Annotated in this window: 16 protein-coding genes; 5 read left to right on the top strand and 11 right to left on the bottom strand. The window is 57.2% G+C overall.

Annotation, left to right across the window (positions count from 1 at the left end):
* Window positions 1-111 precede the first annotated feature (111 nt).
* On the top strand, window positions 112-417 hold the full coding sequence (locus GWQ22_RS03210; protein ID WP_275929442.1) for a TM2 domain-containing protein: 306 nt from the start codon (window positions 112-114) through the stop codon (window positions 415-417).
* 162 nt (window positions 418-579) lie between these two features.
* Here the strand turns inward: GWQ22_RS03210 and GWQ22_RS03205 are convergent, their stop codons facing one another.
* From GWQ22_RS03205 to GWQ22_RS03190, 4 genes are all read right to left on the bottom strand, one after another.
* Window positions 580-1545, bottom strand: a complete 966-nt coding sequence (locus GWQ22_RS03205; RefSeq protein WP_275929441.1) for an ABC transporter permease — start codon at window positions 1543-1545, stop codon at window positions 580-582.
* Between the two features lie 2 nt (window positions 1546-1547).
* Window positions 1548-2666, bottom strand: coding sequence for an ABC transporter permease (locus tag GWQ22_RS03200; protein ID WP_275929440.1), 1119 nt, complete (start codon window positions 2664-2666; stop codon window positions 1548-1550).
* The gene (locus tag GWQ22_RS03195) at window positions 2663-4249 is read right to left on the bottom strand and encodes an ABC transporter ATP-binding protein (protein ID WP_212514055.1); all 1587 of its coding nucleotides are present in this window, start codon (window positions 4247-4249) and stop codon (window positions 2663-2665) included. The genes GWQ22_RS03200 and GWQ22_RS03195 overlap by 4 nt, the downstream gene beginning before the upstream one ends.
* 83 nt (window positions 4250-4332) lie before the next feature.
* Window positions 4333-5331 carry a BMP family ABC transporter substrate-binding protein gene (locus GWQ22_RS03190; RefSeq protein ID WP_108537565.1) on the bottom strand — a complete coding sequence of 333 codons (999 nt, stop codon included), beginning with the start codon at window positions 5329-5331 and terminating at the stop codon, window positions 4333-4335.
* 432 nt (window positions 5332-5763) lie between these two features.
* Between GWQ22_RS03190 and uvrD the strand changes: the two genes are divergently transcribed.
* The gene (uvrD, locus tag GWQ22_RS03185; RefSeq protein WP_275929439.1) at window positions 5764-7935 is read left to right on the top strand and encodes a DNA helicase II; all 2172 of its coding nucleotides are present in this window, start codon (window positions 5764-5766) and stop codon (window positions 7933-7935) included.
* Window positions 7936-8068: 133 nt separating this feature from the next.
* Here the strand turns inward: uvrD and GWQ22_RS03180 are convergent, their stop codons facing one another.
* The 3 genes from GWQ22_RS03180 to GWQ22_RS03165 form a co-directional block, all read right to left on the bottom strand.
* Window positions 8069-8776 (bottom strand): hypothetical protein, encoded by a 708-nt coding sequence (locus tag GWQ22_RS03180; RefSeq protein WP_275929438.1) that lies wholly within the window; start codon window positions 8774-8776, stop codon window positions 8069-8071.
* A gap of 498 nt (window positions 8777-9274) precedes the next feature.
* A complete protein-coding gene (locus GWQ22_RS03175; RefSeq protein ID WP_212514050.1) occupies window positions 9275-9712 on the bottom strand; it encodes a DUF2846 domain-containing protein in 438 nt (145 codons plus the stop codon).
* A gap of 849 nt (window positions 9713-10561) precedes the next feature.
* Window positions 10562-10909: a NirD/YgiW/YdeI family stress tolerance protein gene (locus GWQ22_RS03165; RefSeq protein WP_275929437.1), complete on the bottom strand. Its 348-nt coding sequence runs from the start codon at window positions 10907-10909 to the stop codon at window positions 10562-10564.
* Between the two features lie 345 nt (window positions 10910-11254).
* On the opposite strand from GWQ22_RS03165, the gene GWQ22_RS03160 reads away from it, so the two are divergent.
* The gene (locus tag GWQ22_RS03160; RefSeq protein ID WP_275929436.1) at window positions 11255-12631 is read left to right on the top strand and encodes a DUF4397 domain-containing protein; all 1377 of its coding nucleotides are present in this window, start codon (window positions 11255-11257) and stop codon (window positions 12629-12631) included.
* Between the two features lie 199 nt (window positions 12632-12830).
* On the opposite strand, the gene ydfZ is transcribed toward GWQ22_RS03160, so the two are convergent.
* Together ydfZ and GWQ22_RS03150 are read right to left on the bottom strand one after the other, a co-directional pair.
* Complete coding sequence (ydfZ, locus tag GWQ22_RS03155; RefSeq protein WP_042033966.1) at window positions 12831-13028, bottom strand: putative selenium delivery protein YdfZ; 198 nt, start codon at window positions 13026-13028, stop codon at window positions 12831-12833.
* Window positions 13029-13321: 293 nt separating this feature from the next.
* A complete protein-coding gene (locus tag GWQ22_RS03150) occupies window positions 13322-13783 on the bottom strand; it encodes a hypothetical protein (RefSeq protein WP_052449290.1) in 462 nt (153 codons plus the stop codon).
* A 380-nt stretch (window positions 13784-14163) separates the two neighbouring features.
* Here GWQ22_RS03150 and GWQ22_RS03145 point away from each other — a divergent pair, with 380 nt between their 5' ends.
* On the top strand, window positions 14164-14664 hold the full coding sequence (locus tag GWQ22_RS03145) for a DUF1993 domain-containing protein (protein ID WP_042033965.1): 501 nt from the start codon (window positions 14164-14166) through the stop codon (window positions 14662-14664).
* A gap of 95 nt (window positions 14665-14759) precedes the next feature.
* Here the strand turns inward: GWQ22_RS03145 and GWQ22_RS03140 are convergent, their stop codons facing one another.
* Window positions 14760-15209, bottom strand: a complete 450-nt coding sequence (locus GWQ22_RS03140; protein WP_275929435.1) for an SRPBCC family protein — start codon at window positions 15207-15209, stop codon at window positions 14760-14762.
* A 74-nt stretch (window positions 15210-15283) separates the two neighbouring features.
* Window positions 15284-15796, bottom strand: coding sequence for a cupin domain-containing protein (locus GWQ22_RS03135; protein ID WP_275929434.1), 513 nt, complete (start codon window positions 15794-15796; stop codon window positions 15284-15286).
* Window positions 15797-16076: 280 nt separating this feature from the next.
* On the opposite strand from GWQ22_RS03135, the gene GWQ22_RS03130 reads away from it, so the two are divergent.
* A complete protein-coding gene (locus tag GWQ22_RS03130) occupies window positions 16077-16760 on the top strand; it encodes a chromophore lyase CpcT/CpeT (protein ID WP_181364842.1) in 684 nt (227 codons plus the stop codon).
* Window positions 16761-17076 lie beyond the last annotated feature (316 nt).

Here is a 17076-nt window from a genome sequence, read left to right as displayed (position 1 = left end):
TGATGTCTTTTGCCAGCTCAGCGGCGAGTGCTTTGAGTTTGTCTTGGTCCATTTGCTTACCCACGAAGGTATCCTTTTGAAAAAGTTACTTATTCGTGGGCGGTTACACAATTGGATTTACAGGCTCCAGGCACACAGGCTATTTACGCCATCGCCTCCACGGTTGGCGCATCTAAAAAAGTGGCAGCAGCGTTGTTTGCGTTTTTCCTGGGCGCCTTCGGTGCACACAAGTTTTATCTTGGTTACACCAAGCAGGGTGTGTTCATGCTGCTGATTTTCTTGTTTGGTTTTATTCTACTTGGTTTGCCCTCTGTCATTATCGGGCTTATTGCTTTCATCGAGTTTGTTATTTACATCTCTAAATCCGATGAAGAGTTTGAGCAAACTTACATCATCAATAAAAAGGCATGGTTCTAGCCAACAACTGGCTCTGCTCATGCACACTGGGCTAAGACGTCTCGCCCATTATGAAATAACCCGCTCTTTGCAACAGAGCGGGTTATTTCTATTGGGTTAGTCGGCCTGGCGGGTATCAGTACACTGGGGCCCGCCAGAAGGGGCTTGCCGGTAGCAAGGAGATCACTCCCGCTCCTTGACGTAAGGGGTACCGAGCGCCTTGGGTGCCACCGCCTTGCCGATGAAGCCGGCCAGCAGGAATACCGTCAGTATGTAGGGCAAGGCCTCGATGGCCTGCACCGGAATGGCGAAGCTACCTATGCTGACACCTTGCAGGCGGATGGCGACAGCATCGAGGAAGCCGAACAGCAGACATGCCGCCAGTGCATTCCAGGGACGCCACTTGCCGAACACCAGCGCTGCCAGTGCCATAAAGCCCTTGCCTGCACTCATGTTGGGGATGAACTGAGCCGTCTGGGCCACCGCCAGATAGGTGCCACCGATGCCAGCCAGCAGACCACCTATGATGAGCGCGGTATAACGCATCCGCACCACGGAAATACCGGCGGTATCGACCGCCGCTGGTGCCTCGCCCACGGCACGCAGACGCAGACCGAAGCGGGTGCGAAACATCACCCACCAGGCCAGGGGCACGGCGGCAAACGCCACGTATTCCAGCAGGGAGTGGCCGCTGAGCAGCTCGCTGTAGAGCTGGCCAATCACCGGCACATCCCACAGCTCCCTGGCGTAGGGCAGATCGATGGGGGCGAAGCGGGCCGCACCGGAGAGTGCCGGGGTCTGGCCACCCTGATCGAACCAGTAACGGCCCAGGGTGACGGTCAGACCGGCCGCCAGAATGTTGATGGCCATGCCGCTTACCACCTGATCACCCCTGTGGGTGATGGTGGCAAAGCCGTGCATCAGGGCGAACAGTATGGAGACGCCCATACCCGCACCCAGCCCACTCCAGGCAGAACCGGAGACAGCCGCCGCCGCGCCGCTGGCGAACGCCGCCGCCAGCAATTTGCCTTCCAGCGCTATGTTGACCACACCGGAGCGTTCACAAAACATGCCCGCCATGGCGGCCAGGATCAGCGGTGGTGCGGTTCGTATGGTGGCATCCAGCATCAGGATCAGAGTTTCAAACATGATCAGGCTCCCTTGGCTTGCGCGGATGAGCGGTTGGCAAACGCCAGATAGAGCTGCTCGACGCGCGGACGCATCATGTGCTCAAGGGCGCCACAGAACAGGATCACCAGACCCTGCAGCACCACCACTATGTTGCGGTCGACCCCGAACTCGAAGCTGAGCTCGGCGCCCCCCTGATAGAGGAAGCCAAACAGCAGGCTGGCGATGATGACGCCGACCGGGTGGTTGCGCCCCATCAGCGCCACCGCAATACCGGTGAAGCCGAAGCCTTCCACGAAGTTGAGCTTGATCTGGTGCAGTTCACCCTGCAGCACGTTGAGGGCGAAGAAGCCCGACAGCATGCCGGAGATCACCATGGCCAGGATCACCACCTTGGGATAGGAGATACCGGCGTAGGCGGAGGCGCTTTGGCTGGCCCCGACCGAGCGGATCTCGTAGCCCCAGTGGGTATGCCAGATAAAAACCCACACCAGGGCCGCACAGATCAGCGCCCAGAAGAAGCTGATGTTGAGCGGGCTGTTGGGTATCTCCATGCCGACACTGCTCGCCAGCTCGCTGACCTTGGGCAACCAGCTTGTCTCGGCAAACACCTTGCTCTCGGTCGCCATGGATCCCGCCGGTTTGAACACCTCGACCAGCAGGTAGGCCATCAGGGAGGCGGCGATGAAGTTGAACATGATGGTGGTGATGACGATGTGGCTGCCGCGTTTGGCTTGCAGCCAGGCCGGAATAAAGGCCCAGGCCGCACCGAACAGACCGCCGGCGATGATGGCCAGCGGCAACAGCAGCGCAAACGGCAGCGAGTCGCCGAGCAGCAGGCAGACCAGGCCGACGCCGAGGCCGCCGATATAGGCCTGACCTTCACCACCGATGTTGAACAGACCGGCGTGGAAGGCGACCGCTACCGACAGACCGGTGAAGATGAAGCCGGTCGCGTAGTAGAGGGTGAAACCGACCCCTTCGCCCGTGCCGAAGGCGCCGTACCACATGATCTGGGCGGCATCGACCGGGTTGATGTCGAGGTAGTAGAACAGGATGGCCGACACCAGGAAGGCCAGCAGTATGTTGAGCGCGGGCAGCACGCCCACAGAGATCCAGGCAGGGATACGTGTTTGGCTCATGAGCGAGCCTCCTTGGCTACGCCAGACAGAGCAGCAACGTCGTCCGGCACTATGTTCGCCATCATCAGTCCTATGGTGCGTTCATCCGCCTTGGCAGCATCCAGCTCGCCAACGATGCGGCCATCGGCAATCACCAGGATCCGGTCAGACAGACTCATGATCTCATCCAGCTCCACCGACACCAGCAGCACGGCCTTGCCCTTGTCGCGCATGGCGATGATCTGCTGGTGGATGTACTCGATGGCGCCGATATCGACCCCGCGGGTCGGCTGGCCGATCAGCAGCACATCCGGGTTCTGCTCCACTTCCCGGGCGATCACCAGTTTCTGCTGGTTGCCACCGGAGAAGTTGGCCGTCTTGTGGTCGGGATGGGGCGGGCGCACGTCCCACTTGTCCATCTTGGCTTGGCAATCCTGCAGGATCGCCTCCCTGTTCTGCAGCCAGCCCTTGTTGTACTGGGGACGGCGGTGATAACCCAGGATGAAGGCCTCTTGCGCCTCGAAGCGGTTGATCAGCCCCATCTTGTGCCTGTCTTCCGGCACATGGCCGAGGCCGTAGTTGCGCACCCGCTCGGGATCAGCCGGATGCGCCACGCTCACCTCGTGCGTCTGACCATTGCCTGTGATGGTAAAGCTGCCCTTGCTGGGCTTGATGATGCCGCCGAGCAGGCTGAGCAGCTCGGACTGGCCGTTGCCTGAGACGCCAGCGATGCCGACCACTTCCCCGGCCCGCACCTCGAAGCTGACGGATTTGACCCGCTCCACCTTGGCATCGTCGAAGTAACTGAGCCCGTTGACCTTGAGCTTGGCCTCGCCCGGCTGGGTCGGGCCCTTGTCGACCTTGAGGCGCACCTTGCGGCCCACCATGAGCTCGGCCAGCTGCTCCTTGTCGGTATCCTTGGTGGCGACGTGGGCCACCATCTCGCCCCGGCGCATGATGGAGACCTGATCGGTAATGGCCAGGATCTCCCGCAGCTTGTGGGTGATGAGGATGATGGTCGCGCCCTGATCCCGCAGCTTTTTCAGCACCTCGAACAGGTGATCCGCCTCTTGCGGGGTCAGTACCCCGGTCGGCTCATCGAGGATCAGGATGCGGGCACCGCGATAGAGCGCCTTGAGGATCTCGACCCGCTGTTGCAGGCCCACCGGCAGGTCTTCGACTTTCTCGTGCAGCGGCACATCGAGACCATAGTCCCGCGCCAGCTCGCCGAGCAGCTTCTCGGCCGCTGCCAGGCTCTGGCCCAGGTGCCAGCCGTTTTCCGCGCCAAGGATGACGTTCTCCAGCACGGTGAAATTGTTCACCAGCATAAAGTGCTGGTGCACCATGCCTACACCTGCGGTGATCGCATCTTGTGAGCCATGGGGTTTGAAAGGGTGGCCGTCGATGAACATCTCGCCGCTGTCGGCGTGGTAGAAACCGTAGATGATGCTCATCAGCGTCGATTTGCCGGCACCATTCTCGCCGACGATACCGTGAATACTGCCTTTTTGAACCTTAAGGTCGATCTGCTTGTTGGCGTACACGTCGCCGAACCGCTTATCGATACCCCTTAATTCGATGGCATAGCGATCTGTCTGGTCCATGATGCAGTCCTTGCGGGTCATGAAGAGAGACTAAAAACCGGCCCCTACGGGCCGGTCGTTGGGCTGAGAGTCGTAGCGGTTAATCAGTATTTGCAGCTGTTGTCGCTCATGTAGTCATGAACATTGATCTTGCCGGAGATGATGTCGGCCTTGATGGCATCCACCTTGGCTTTCATCTCGGGCGTGATCAGCTTCTCGTTGTCTTTGTCGAGTGCCCAATCCACACCGCCCTCGGCCAGGCCCAGGTTCCTGATACCCGGTTGCCAGGTGCCCTTGGCGGCGTCATCCCAGGTCTGATAAGCGGCCAGACCCACGGATTTGACCATGGAGGTCAGCATGGTGCCCGGTTGCAGGTGGTTCTGGTTGGAATCCACGCCGATGGCGAACTTGCCTTCATCCTTGGCTGCCTGGTAAACACCGATACCGGTACCGCCGGCAGCGGCGTAAACCACGTCGACGCCCTTGGCGAACTGGGACTTGGCCAGCTCTGCACCCTTGGCCGGGTCAGCAAACGCCGACGGGGTGGAGCCGGTCATGTTCTGGAACACTTCGATCTTCGGATTGACGTACTTGGCACCTTGCTCGTAGCCGCACTGGAACTTGCGGATCAGCGGGATATCCATGCCACCCACGAAGCCGACCTTGTCGTTCTTGGAGGCGATGGCTGCCAGCGCACCCACCAGGAAAGAGCCTTCATGCTCCTTGAAGATGAGGGACTGCACGTTTGGCTTGTCGACCACCATGTCGATGATGGTGAACTGGGTGTTCGGGAATTCGGTCGCGACTTTCTCGACGGCCGAACCCATGTTGAATCCGACGGCGACGATCGGGCCGTTGCCACGGCTGGCCAGACGACGCAAACCCTGCTCACGCTGGGCTTCGTTCTGGGGTTCGAACTCCTTGACCTTGACCCCTTTGTCCTTGTTATAGACTTCGACGCCATTACGGAACACGGCTTCGTTGAATGACTTGTCGAATTTGCCTGCGGTGTCGTAGATGACGGCGGGCTGGGAAGCAGCCTGAGCAGAGAGAGCTGCGAGAGTGAGAGTGGCAACGGTGGCCAGCTTGAGCACTTTAGTCACGATCGTATCCTTGATTGTTATTAAGTGAGGGAACTTGCCTACTTGGGCAGGCTATCTAGCACGCAGGGTTACTCTAAGTCAGCCCCGATGCGGGTCAAGCAAATGATAAGGGAAAAACGTTTGCGGTAACGGTTTGAAAGATAAGCGGATAAATTTATAAGTGGTTGTTTTAATACCTGTTTTCAGATTTAAATTCTGAAACAACTGGGTGTCAAATGACATTTGTTTTTATATTCATATGGTTATAAGCAATCGTTTTCGTCATGCCGGCCAAGGGATAGCTTCCATTGGAGCTCTTTTGTGTTCTGCGTCCATGTTGGCACCTCCCGACGCAGGCCTGACATCCAGAGTCGCGCTGCTCGTTCACGCCGATTTGGTCTGTGGCGCCACAGGCCGTATAATCCCCGCCTGTATAAATAAACAGGAGTGGTGATGGACGTTTCAACCCTGCTCGACGGGCTCAACGACAAGCAAAGAGATGCCGTTGCGGCGCCCCGTAGCAATCTGCTGGTGCTGGCCGGAGCCGGTTCGGGCAAGACCCGGGTGCTGGTGCACCGCATTGCCTGGCTGATGCAGGTGGAACGCTGTTCACCCTTCTCCATCATCGCGGTCACCTTTACCAACAAGGCGGCGGCCGAGATGCGCGGCCGGGTCGAGAAGGTGTTGGGCAGCATGCAGCGCGGCATGTGGATCGGCACCTTCCACGGCATCGCCCACCGCCTGCTGCGCGCCCACCATCTGGATGCGGGGCTGCCGCAGGATTTCCAGATCCTCGACTCCGACGACCAGTACCGCCTCATCCGCCGCGTCATCAAGGCGCTCAACCTCGATGAGAAGCACTGGGCCCCGCGCGCCGTGATGGGCTACATCAACGGCAAGAAGGACGAGGGCTTGCGCCCCGGCGACATCGACCTCTACGGCGACCCCGTCACCCGCACCTATCAGCAGATCTACAAGACCTATCAGGAGACCTGCGATCGCTCCGGGCTGGTGGATTTTGCCGAGCTGCTGCTGCGCGCCCACGAGCTGTGGCTCAACCGGCCGCACATCCTTGAGCACTACCGCGACCGCTTCCAGAACATACTGGTGGACGAGTTTCAGGATACCAACGGCATCCAGTACGCATGGCTACGGATGCTGGCGGGCAACAGCGGCAAGGTGATGATCGTCGGCGACGATGACCAGTCCATCTACGGCTGGCGCGGCGCCAAGATTGAGAACATCCAGCGCTTCCTGACCGACTATGAGGGGGCCGAAACCATTCGCCTGGAGCAGAACTACCGCTCCACCGCCAATATCCTGAAAGCGGCCAACAGCGTCATCGCCAACAACGCCGAGCGCCTTGGCAAGGAGCTGTGGACCGAGGGGGCCGAGGGCGACCCGATTTCGCTGTATGCCGCCTTCAACGAGGTGGACGAAGCGCGCTTCGTGGTCGGCCGCCTCAAGGATTGGAAGGAAAAGGGCGGCCTCTTGGCCGACTGCGCCATCCTCTATCGCTCCAACGCCCAGTCGCGGGTGCTGGAAGAGGCGCTGATGCAGGACGCCATGCCGTATCGCATCTACGGCGGCCTGCGCTTCTTCGAGCGGCAAGAGATCAAGGACGCCATGGCCTACCTGCGGCTTATCAACAACCGTGGCGACGACGCCAGCTTCGAGCGGGTGGTCAACACCCCGACCCGCGGCATCGGCGATCGCACCCTCGAGATCCTGCGCGGCAACGCCCGCGATCAGGGGCTCAACCTGTGGCAATCGGCCAAGGGGCTGCTCAATGACAAGGTGCTGACCGGTCGCGCCGGCAATGCGGTGCGCGGCTTTGTCGATCTCATTGATGCACTGGAAGAGCAGGTCGGCATGCTGCCGCTGCACCAGCAGGCGGATATCGCCATCCAGAATTCCGGCCTCAAGGCGATGTATCTGGCGGAAAAGGGCGAGAAATCCCAGGCGCGGGTAGAGAACCTGGACGAACTGGTCACCGCCTGCCGCCAATACCAGCGCCCGGACGAGCTGGAGGATATGAGCGATCTCTCCGCCTTCCTCGCCCATGCTGCGCTGGAATCCGGCGAGAATCAGGCGGACGAATATGCCGATGCTGTGCAGCTGATGACATTGCACAGCGCCAAGGGGCTGGAGTTCCCGCTGGTGCTGCTGGTCGGCGTCGAAGAAGGGATGTTCCCCAGCCCGCAATCTGCCGAGGAGTCGGGCCGGTTGCAGGAAGAGCGGCGCCTCTGTTACGTGGGCATGACCCGCGCCATGGAGAAGCTCTACATCTGTTATGCCGAGAGTCGCCGCATCTATGGCCGCGAAATGCAGCACAGCGTGAGCCGCTTTATCCGCGAGATCCCTGCCGAGTGTCTGGAAGAGATCCGGCTGCGCACCCAGGTGAGCAGACCCACCCAGTACGGCCGCTTTAGCCAGAACGAGGTGCGCGCGATCTTCGACGCCAGCGGCATCAAGCTCGGCCAGCGGGTGCTCCATCCAAAATTCGGCGAAGGGATAGTGCTCAACTTCGAAGGGGTTGGCCAGCAGAGCCGGGTGCAGATCCAGTTCGACGACGTCGGCGCCAAGTGGCTGGTGACGGCGTATGCCAGATTGGAAGCGCTCTGATTTTTGCCGTCTTTTGATACAACCAACCCGGCTTAGGCCGGGTTGGGTTTTATATCAGTCATCGCGGACATCTTATCAAATATGCTGCGTTACTCAGACCAATGACTACTCCAGAGAGTAGCGCTCTATTAAGTTACCTCGATTCGGAAGTGATAATATCCTTTACAACATATTCATAAAACCTTACGCCTTTATCGTTGAGATAAGCCCCACCAAAATTACCAAACGTCGAAGCACCTGAAGGCAGAGTCAACAATCCAGACATAATTAGAGGTTGATAATCTATGTCCGCTCCACGCTGCCAAATATTTTGTTTTTCTGCCTCATTAGTTGTAGATTCCATTTCTGACCAGTAATTATAAAAATCTTTCAGCCTAGGGAATCCCTCTACCGGATGAATACTTTCAATGCTAAACATTAAAGAGTTATATTCAAGTGTTGTAAAATGATTATGCACGAACGTCTCTATAAAAAGCTTTCCCAACAGCTTGGCTTTTAATTCGTTATGATAACGTTCGATATAGACGATTGTGTTTTCAATGATTTTATCTGTTATCTCATGAGAAAATCTTAAAGCATCTACCGATACTATACCATCCACTTCATCTTCATATACCTGCCCAATAAATGCCGCGTACTTTCTTATAAATAGCATGTTACCAATAGATTGCTTTAAATCCTTTGATGCAATAATCCATTTTATTATTGGGATTTCTTTTAACAATGCCTCATTATCACTCAAAAATGATAGAGATTCGTCTAAACCCATTTCCGTTATATCAACAAGAGCATCCTTAGTTTTCTCCGTTAAAAGCGGAGCTAAATTTTTATTAGTTTTCAATTTCACCACCATGCAAATAAAGGTGCAACCTAATGGAATGACTTAACCAGATGGTATTCCAAAGAATCTGGGACATCCACCTTTCCAAAGAATCTGGGACATCCACCTTTCTGGGTAAGCCGTAGCCAGATTGGGGATGTGGTGACGGATGGTTAGCTCGGGAGCAACAAGGTGATGGTTCTGGCCTTTCGACGAAATCTGGGACACCCACCTTTTTGAGAGAGACAGGGCCGTAGGTTCGATTAGCGAAGCGTAATCGGACGATCGCGTAATCGGTCACTTACAACGGAACAACCCTGTTAGAGGTTTACTCCAATCCCCCCTGCACCCCATCCACCGACCCACACCAATCCGGCGGATAGACGCCGCTCGCCACGTAACGATGGAAGGTGGAATACGGCCAATCGGCCACCCGCGTAAGAAAATCTGGGACACCCACCTTTTTGACAGAGGCGTAGCGGTGAGGCTACGCCCTCTTTGTCAGGCGAAGGTATCTGGTCACTTGACCAGCTTGCTCTCCATCACCCCTTGCTTGCCTTCTTCTTCACTGACCTGACTCAGCTGGGAGCGGGCCATCAGCAGGCCCATCTTGATCTCCTGCCAGACGTAGTAGTTTTTACCCGCCTCGGTGCTAAGGGTCAGGGTGGCATCGATCTCCGACTTGGAGGTGATGGTGTGACTGCCCGGCGTCACCTGCTTGAGGATATAGCTGTGGGCCACGGTATCGCCTACGGCAAAGCCATCCACCAGCACCGGCATCTTGACGGCAGTGCCGTAGGTCTCGTTGCGATAGATATAGAGGTTGGCCGCATCCTTGGGCGCAACAAACTGCTTGGCCTGCGCGTCTGCGGTGGCATCGGCCATGGGTACGGAAGCACAACCGGAAAGCAGCACCGCCGACAGCAGGGCGGCACTCATCATTATTTGCCTGAACATAGTGTTTGTTTTTAGTGGGTTAACGGGAAGGAGAGGTTCGCATGAGGCTTTGTCGCCGGGCAACCACTTAAACCGCCGTCGATGTGACGGGATTCAATATTCCAACAATTAATCAGCAGGTGCGGCACTGTGACGGTGCGGCGAAAAATCTGGGAGAAAATCTGGGACATCCACCTTTCTGGGTAAGCCGTAGCCAGATTGGGGATGTGGTGACGGATGGTTAGCTCGGGAGCCGGCTCGGGAGCAACAAGGTGATGGTTCTGGCCTTTAAAGCCTCTTGTTCAGGCAACATCATGCTCGGCATCGGATGACATGCCGGGATGTGATATGAAGTGGGGACTCGCGATTGAAAGAGGCGGCTGATGACATCGCCGCTGGCCGCAGTGCTGTGCGAACAGTTGGCAATGCTCCTTGTCACCCACAGCTCTGATGCCTTGCCGCCGAAACATCGTCACTTGTCGCAACCATTGCGCAGTATCAAGGCCAAGTCGTTGCAGGATGGGGGCAAGATGAGCCGCAATATGGCCCCGTTTGTCGGTTCTGATGGCTCGCCCTGTCCAGTCGACCAGCAAAAAGGTGGGTGTCCCAATATGACTGTCCGAATACGCTTCGCTATTCGAACCAATGGGTCTCCATTAGACTAACCGAAGGAAATAAGCTGCTTATCAGTTGATAACAACCTGAAGACAAGCCAAATATGCCGTACAAAATGAGGGGCCTGATAATATCGTTACTGGAAGCGATGACAAGGATTACAGCCACTATCTCAACCACGTCTAGCTAAGGAAGGTGCGACCCACTTGTTCGTACCTTCCTTAGGTGTTAATAGCCCCTGTCGGGGTGATGAATTCAGTTCACCACATCCAGTGATTTTACCCACAGATAACGCCCAGCTGGGCCGCTATCTATTTCACCAAACAATTTAACCCGGGTTTCTGGCCTAATATCTCTACCCCGCCAAACAGTGTTACCTATCTCCACCCGCAAGGTTCCCGTATCATCTTGGAAGGTGAAATACTCCTCGCGTTGGTGAGATACAATATTCCCCGTTAGAGTGACATAACTCCCAACACGAGCACTCATTACCTGTTGAACCGTGCTGGCCTGCCCTGTCACGCTGGGGCCAGTGAAATTAGCTGAAACATCAAGAGCAAAGAGCAAACTTGCAAATAAAACAACTGGCAGTATTTTCTTCATAGAATGTACCTTTTTTGGAGAATGATGCTTTAACCATGGAGGCACCCACAGTAGTACCCCGTATTACATTATATATTAAGTAAATGTTTCCGACGTTCATTTGCCATAATAGGAAATATGGGGTACCCACCTTTCTGAGTATCACAACTCTAAGCGGGAAAAAGTTTCTGGATCTATGGGGTCAAATCCAGACCCTCCTTGCGGACAGGCCATCAGGAAATCTGCGACACCTACCTTTCTGAGCAAGGCGTCGCGGGCGATGGCAACATTGAGGCAACCAGCAGTGATCCAATCTCGCCGAACAGCCATATCTCCTTGGCCACCGAGCAAAAGGAGATAGAACAGATGAAATGGATTCAGAGTTTGGCCGCCATTGCCATGGGGTTCGCCCTGGCAGCCTGCGGGAGTAGTGATAATGACAACAGCACGAGCAATACCAATACCGCCATCAGGATCAGCCATCTGGCCCCTGATGCCCCCAAGGTCGATGTGACGGTTGACGGCGCCGCTTTCCTGACGGCCGTTGATTATGGCTCCAGCAGCGGGCTAAAACCGCTCAAGGCTGGTAGCTACCGCGTCGCAGTAGATGGCATTTTGCCGGGCGGTACGACAACTGTCATCGGTCCGGTGTCGCTTGAGTTGAAACCCGACACTCAATATGACGTGCTGGCCATCGGCAAACTGGCTGGTAGTGGTGATACCGCGTTTGGCCCGCTGGTGATTGAGCGGCCGAGCCAGACGCCAACGGGAGGCGATATTCGCGTGCAGGTGGTGCATGCCGCACCCGGTGCACCGGCAGTCGACATCCATGTCACGGCTCCGGGGGCCGCACTGACCAGCCCGACGCTGGCCAATATTCCCTTCAAGACCTACAGCGACCCCCTTTCCCTGCCCGCAGGTGAATATCAGGTCAGGCTGACCTTGCCTGGCAGTGTTACCGTTGTGTATGACTCAGGACCACTGACCCTCAGCGCGGGCAGCGACCTGCTGATTGCGGCCATCGATAACCTCGGGGCGGGGCCAAGTCCGGTACAACTGCTCGCTATCGGTAGTGATGGCGCCACGCCCATCTTGTCTGCAGATGAGCAGGCACAGCTGAGAGTGGTTCATGCCGTTGCGGATGCACCTGCCGTCGATATCTGGGTAAATGGCGCGGCGCCGACAGCAGCCCCGCTGCAAGGATTGGCCTATAAGGGCAACACCTCGTACCTGGGCCTGGCCGCTGCCGCGTATGACTTTGTGGTCACGCCAACCGGCTCAGCCACCCCGGAGGTGATCAATGCCAGCGATGTATCGCTCAAGGCGGGCGCTCGTTACTCCCTGTTTGCCGTGGGCCAGCTGCTGACCCCATCCGGCGAAACGATAGAGCCTCTGTTACTGACTGATACCGGGCGTTCGGTTGCTACCGAGGCTCAACTGCGGGTGCTTCATGCTGCCCCCACAGCACCGGCCGTCGATATCTATCTGACCGCAGGTTCGGATATCACAGGTGCTTCACCAGCGCTCACCGCAGTGCCTTTCAAGGCATCCAGTGAGTACCTTGCCATTGCTGCCGGGGATTACTATGTGACCATCACGGCGACAGGTGACAAGACGCCGGTCATTGGCCCCTTGCCGGTCACCCTGGCTAATGGTCAGGTGTTAACAGCCGCAGCGCTGTCTGACAGTGTCGGTGGTGTGGAGCCGGAGTTGCTGATCCTGGATGACGCCAGTAGCAATTGATGACCCCCGGTCATGCAATGGACTGATAATCAGACCCAAACCGATGCCTTCAGTTTGGGTCTTTTTATGGCTGGAAATCGGCATCCGCACGCTTGAGCGCGCTGAGCCAACAGGAAGGCAACACCGGAAGGGGAATCAGAAACCCGGCCGCCAGACGGAGCCGGGTGAATTGTAAAGAGTAGGGTGACAGGGGTAGGAGTCAGCCTAGTCTAATCAACTCGATGGGCGCATAACGCTCTTGAGTGTTTGCCAGCAGCACACACTTCTCATGCTCCGCCTGATAGGGGGTCATGTTGTCGGTGCGGGCCTCTTTCAGGCAATCGACGGCGCCAGTGGCGGCAATCATGACGCGCTGACCCAGGTTCAACACATTTCGGTTCCGGTCATAGATCTTCATTACATTCTCCTTTGCTTGGGTCCTGGTGGATACACTGGCTGGTGTCCAGGACAACGGCTTTCAGACTACGCCCCTGAAAAAGGTGATTTATGTCACAGATCAAAAAAGGGGCAAAGAGGGATTCATGGGATGTAAAAGCGGGCATGGCGGGTTGGTCACCTTCTGCCGGTCACCCAGCTCCCCGGCATGTCTATGACTGGCTTGGGCTACGTTTGCCCCCATTGCTACGGCGCAGTTTTGGTAAAAAAGCCCGCGAGAATATCGCAGGCTCCCGATATAAAATAGGTGCTGGATTAATTGAAGTAATATCCAAGATATATGAATTTTCCTTTGGCGTCTTCATTCAGATCCTGAGCAAGTACCACTGCGCTACGGCCAAAATCGCAGAATGCACTCTCTACCGAATCACCATATCCAGATTGCAAGGTTGCGATATAGTCAGCATCAGCATTTTTCTGATAGCACAGATAGATATATTGACCGCCAGCACCGTCATTAAGATCAACATCCACTTTTTGCCAGCCAGTAGGAGCAGTCGCATCTTTGCCGGTAATAAAGCGCATGGCTGCGACCCCCTTGCCGCTGGTGCCAGTCTGATAATAGATATAAATATATTTCCCTTCCGCTCCCTGATTGAAATCCTGGGGGTCATTATTTTTATTACTGACGACTTGCCAACCACTTCCTGCCGGCATTCCGTGAGTCCAGTCAGCGTTATCAAGTGCCCGTGCTGTCATTTCCACGATATAAGACATGCTTAACCCTCATTGGTATCAACAGGCGCATATAAAAAACTATCTCGCTACTGAATCAGGCAGCTAGATATGGTTGGCTACAAATATATTCTGCGCCTTACTCCTTAAATATATCCGTAGCAAACCCAATAAAACCATATCAGATGGCAAAAAACGCATCGGTCAAATTTAGGCGTAGATCTGACAGGGGCACGCACAATGAAAAGCATGAGACACTCGATCTTTTATGTCGGCCAACTCCTGTCGCAGCAAGATCCAGACTTTATGGGGGAATGAGGGTTATCCGATGGAAAGTTGCGTTATATTGGTGGCCGATTAGCCAGTCTCATTCACTGTGGCCGCGCATCCGGGCCGCTGTTTCAACAAGATGGAGAGTGCTCATGAATCGCGACATTACCGCCCAGTTTATCAAGATGCTGACCAACCTTGACCAGTGCCTGGCCAAGGCCGTAGCGCATGCCGAGGTGAAGCTGTTCAGTGTGGAGAACTTCTTCGGCGATCGGCTGATCGTCGATATGCTGCCCTTCAGCAAGCAGGTGTTGATCTGCTGCGATTCGGCACGGGCCGTGGTGGCCACCGCCAGCCACAGCGAGTTGCCGGTGATGAGGGATGATCCCAAGACCATGGCGGATCTGCGCGCCCATATAGCCAGGACCATCGTCTATCTGCAGAGCAAGCTGGACGCGGACTACAGCCAGTATGCCAGCGCCCGCTACGTGCCCCACTGGGCCGGTGGCAAGGTGATGGATGGCCATACCTGCATTCATGAATACGGCATCCCCAATTTCTACTTCCACCTCACCATGGCCTACGCCCTGCTGCGCCGCGCCGGGGTCGATCTCGGCAAGCGGGACTATCTGGGCGGGTTGAACCTGCAATAAGGCTCAGGGCTGCCGGAATGAAGAGAGCCTGCCATGTGGCAGGCTCTCTTTTTTGGGCGGGCGGACCCGCGCAACCCGCTCGGGCCCGTGCCCGGCTACTCAGCCGGGATCTCGGGTTCGACCAGGGCGGCCAGCTGGGTCAGGGACTCCTGCCAGCCGAGATAGCACATCTCCACCGGGATAAGCTCGGGGATCCCGGCCTGCTCGATGGCAAGCTCGGTACCGCAGAGCACTCCGGTCAGGCTGATGGTGACGCGCATCTCTCCCGGCAGCCCGGGGTCGTCGAAGCTGTCGGTGTAGCGGATGCGCTTACCGGGTTCGAGCTCGAGATACTCGCCGCCGAAGGCGTGGCTGTGACCTGTACCGAAGTTGGTAAACGCCATCCGGAAGTGGCCGCCGACCCTGGCCTCCAACTGCGCCACCCGGCAGGTGAAGCCGTGTGGCGGCAGCCACTTGGCCAGCGCATCCGCCTCGATAAAGGCCCGATAGACCCGCATCGGCGGTGCCTTGAGCACCCGGTGCAGTCGTACTGTTCCCGTCGTCATGGTCAACGCCTCCTGGTTGAGATCCGCATCAAGGATAGTCGTCAGCGCGGGGCCATTCCTGTATGTCCGCCAGATCAGAAGGGGCCGTTACTCTCGCGCAGCTTGTCTGGCAAGCCATCGTGATCACCCAGTTCGCGCCCGGGCACATCATTCCAGTGCAGCTTGCCGAGGGTGATATTGCGTTCGGGATGGACAGCGTAGTGGATGCGGTTGTCCTCCCTAACCGTGTCGCCGATGCAGAGCAGCCGCACTGGTTGGTCGGTGTTGTTGATAAAGGTGTGGGCCAGCCCGTCACCGGCCTTGAAGCCCACCGAGTCACCCGGTTGCAGCCGATGGAGCACGCCATCGAGCCAGACATCGGGCGTGCCTTCCAGGACGTGGACGAACTCATCCTCGGTTTTTTCGGCGTGGGGCCAGCTGGTGCGATGGCCGGGCTCGACGATCTCGTGGTGAATGCCGATGCGGGCAAAACCGAAGTGTTTGCCAAGCGCGCAGCCGCGCGACATCCTCTCCTCGCTGCCGGGGTAACATCCCGGTTCCGCTTCTTGCAGCTCGCGCCAGTGTTTGATGCTGGGGTGACGGTTCATCGTGGGTTTCCTTGTCGCTATGGGGGGCAGTAACGCGAAAGGCCCATCCTACCTGTGCCACCGGAAGCGGGGAAAGGGTAAATCGGGATCTGTGGGGGCATACCTAGTGACGCGTCTCTGTGCCGACAGGTGACGGGGCCATGGAACCCGGCGCTGCCGTCACTTCTGTTCGCTAACACTGTGCTTTTTCAATGTATCGGCAAGGATTTGATCAAGGTTGCGGTTATTTCGGCCATTCGCTCATATAATCGCCGCCATGAAAATGATTCGGAAGGATTCGATGGTCACGCTGATGGCGGCCCTGTGCGGGCTGCTCTGGACCTGCCTGGTATGGGCGGCGCCCACCCCCTTTGTCGCCATCCCGACCGGCCCGTCAGCGGCCAGGGCGACAACGGAACAGGTCAGCATGGAACCGCTGCTATCCTGGTTCTCCGGCGAGTTATCCAGCTGGGAGCAGGCCACTTATGACACCCGTTTCACCAGTGCCGAGCTGCGGTTGGTGGAGATCTGGCCCGGCTACAAGGGCTTTCGCTGGGTCTATGCCGAGCAGTTCCTGACCGAGCGGGCGGTGCGCCCGTTTCGCCAGCGTATCTACCGCTTTTCTCCCGTCCCTGATGGTCGCATCCTGATGGCCGAACTGACCATGCCCAGAGCCGTCGACTTCGCCGGGGCCTGGCGCGATCCCAGTCTGCTGAACTCCCTCACCCCGCAACAGCTCTCCCTGCGTCAGGGCTGCGAGATCTGGCTGACCCGCCAACCCTCGGGGGAGTATGCGGGTCACAGCAAGGTCGGCAGCTGCGCCACCAATTTTGGCGGCGCCAGCACCCTGGTGCAGTACCTCTGGATCGGCCCCGACAGCGTCAGGCTGCTGGACCGGGCTTATGACAACGAGGCCCATCAGCGTTGGGGCAGCCCGGGCGAGGGCTATGTCTATCTGCGCAAGGCGACGCTGCGCGGGGAGTAATCCCGGTCTGACCTGCCTCTCATAAGGGCAGATCCAGCTCATGACAGTGGTTGCTGGGGTAATCGATCAGCAACCGAGGCGCAGCGGCATGGACTTCCTGGCCGAATAGCGCAGGTTGACCGGGCGCGGGGTGGGCAGGGCATCTATCACCTGGACTTTGGTTGTCCCCTGGTGCGATTGCATCGCCACCGTATCGAGACCATGGCACCGGCCTGACTCCGTATGCAAGGAGGGAAAAATGGCATTATTTCTGTCTTGGGCAGGGGGTCGCGAGCCTTTTGCCAACAGTGAAGGGGTCTGAGTGGGGGTTGCCAAG

Source organism: Aeromonas sp. 1HA1, from assembly GCF_029237385.1.
GTDB classification, from domain to species: Bacteria; Pseudomonadota; Gammaproteobacteria; order Enterobacterales; family Aeromonadaceae; genus Aeromonas; species Aeromonas popoffii.
The sequence above is the reverse complement of the archived record's forward strand: the minus strand, read 5'-3'. Positions and strand labels throughout refer to the sequence as shown.

What these genes read in the sequence shown, in the direction of transcription:
- GWQ22_RS03160 (WP_275929436.1), top strand. Translation starts at nt 11,255, where the DNA reads ATGAAATGGATTCAGAGTTTGGCCGCCATTGCCATGGGGTTCGCCCTG.
- GWQ22_RS03140 (WP_275929435.1), bottom strand. Translation starts at nt 15,209, where the DNA reads ATGACGACGGGAACAGTACGACTGCACCGGGTGCTCAAGGCACCGCCG.
- GWQ22_RS03145 (WP_042033965.1), top strand. Translation starts at nt 14,164, where the DNA reads ATGAATCGCGACATTACCGCCCAGTTTATCAAGATGCTGACCAACCTT.
- GWQ22_RS03130 (WP_181364842.1), top strand. Translation starts at nt 16,077, where the DNA reads ATGGTCACGCTGATGGCGGCCCTGTGCGGGCTGCTCTGGACCTGCCTG.
- GWQ22_RS03175 (WP_212514050.1), bottom strand. Translation starts at nt 9,712, where the DNA reads ATGTTCAGGCAAATAATGATGAGTGCCGCCCTGCTGTCGGCGGTGCTG.
- ydfZ (WP_042033966.1), bottom strand. Translation starts at nt 13,028, where the DNA reads ATGAAGATCTATGACCGGAACCGAAATGTGTTGAACCTGGGTCAGCGC.
- GWQ22_RS03205 (WP_275929441.1), bottom strand. Translation starts at nt 1,545, where the DNA reads ATGTTTGAAACTCTGATCCTGATGCTGGATGCCACCATACGAACCGCA.
- GWQ22_RS03135 (WP_275929434.1), bottom strand. Translation starts at nt 15,796, where the DNA reads ATGAACCGTCACCCCAGCATCAAACACTGGCGCGAGCTGCAAGAAGCG.
- uvrD (WP_275929439.1), top strand. Translation starts at nt 5,764, where the DNA reads ATGGACGTTTCAACCCTGCTCGACGGGCTCAACGACAAGCAAAGAGAT.
- GWQ22_RS03150 (WP_052449290.1), bottom strand. Translation starts at nt 13,783, where the DNA reads ATGTCTTATATCGTGGAAATGACAGCACGGGCACTTGATAACGCTGAC.
- GWQ22_RS03195 (WP_212514055.1), bottom strand. Translation starts at nt 4,249, where the DNA reads ATGGACCAGACAGATCGCTATGCCATCGAATTAAGGGGTATCGATAAG.
- GWQ22_RS03200 (WP_275929440.1), bottom strand. Translation starts at nt 2,666, where the DNA reads ATGAGCCAAACACGTATCCCTGCCTGGATCTCTGTGGGCGTGCTGCCC.
- GWQ22_RS03165 (WP_275929437.1), bottom strand. Translation starts at nt 10,909, where the DNA reads ATGAAGAAAATACTGCCAGTTGTTTTATTTGCAAGTTTGCTCTTTGCT.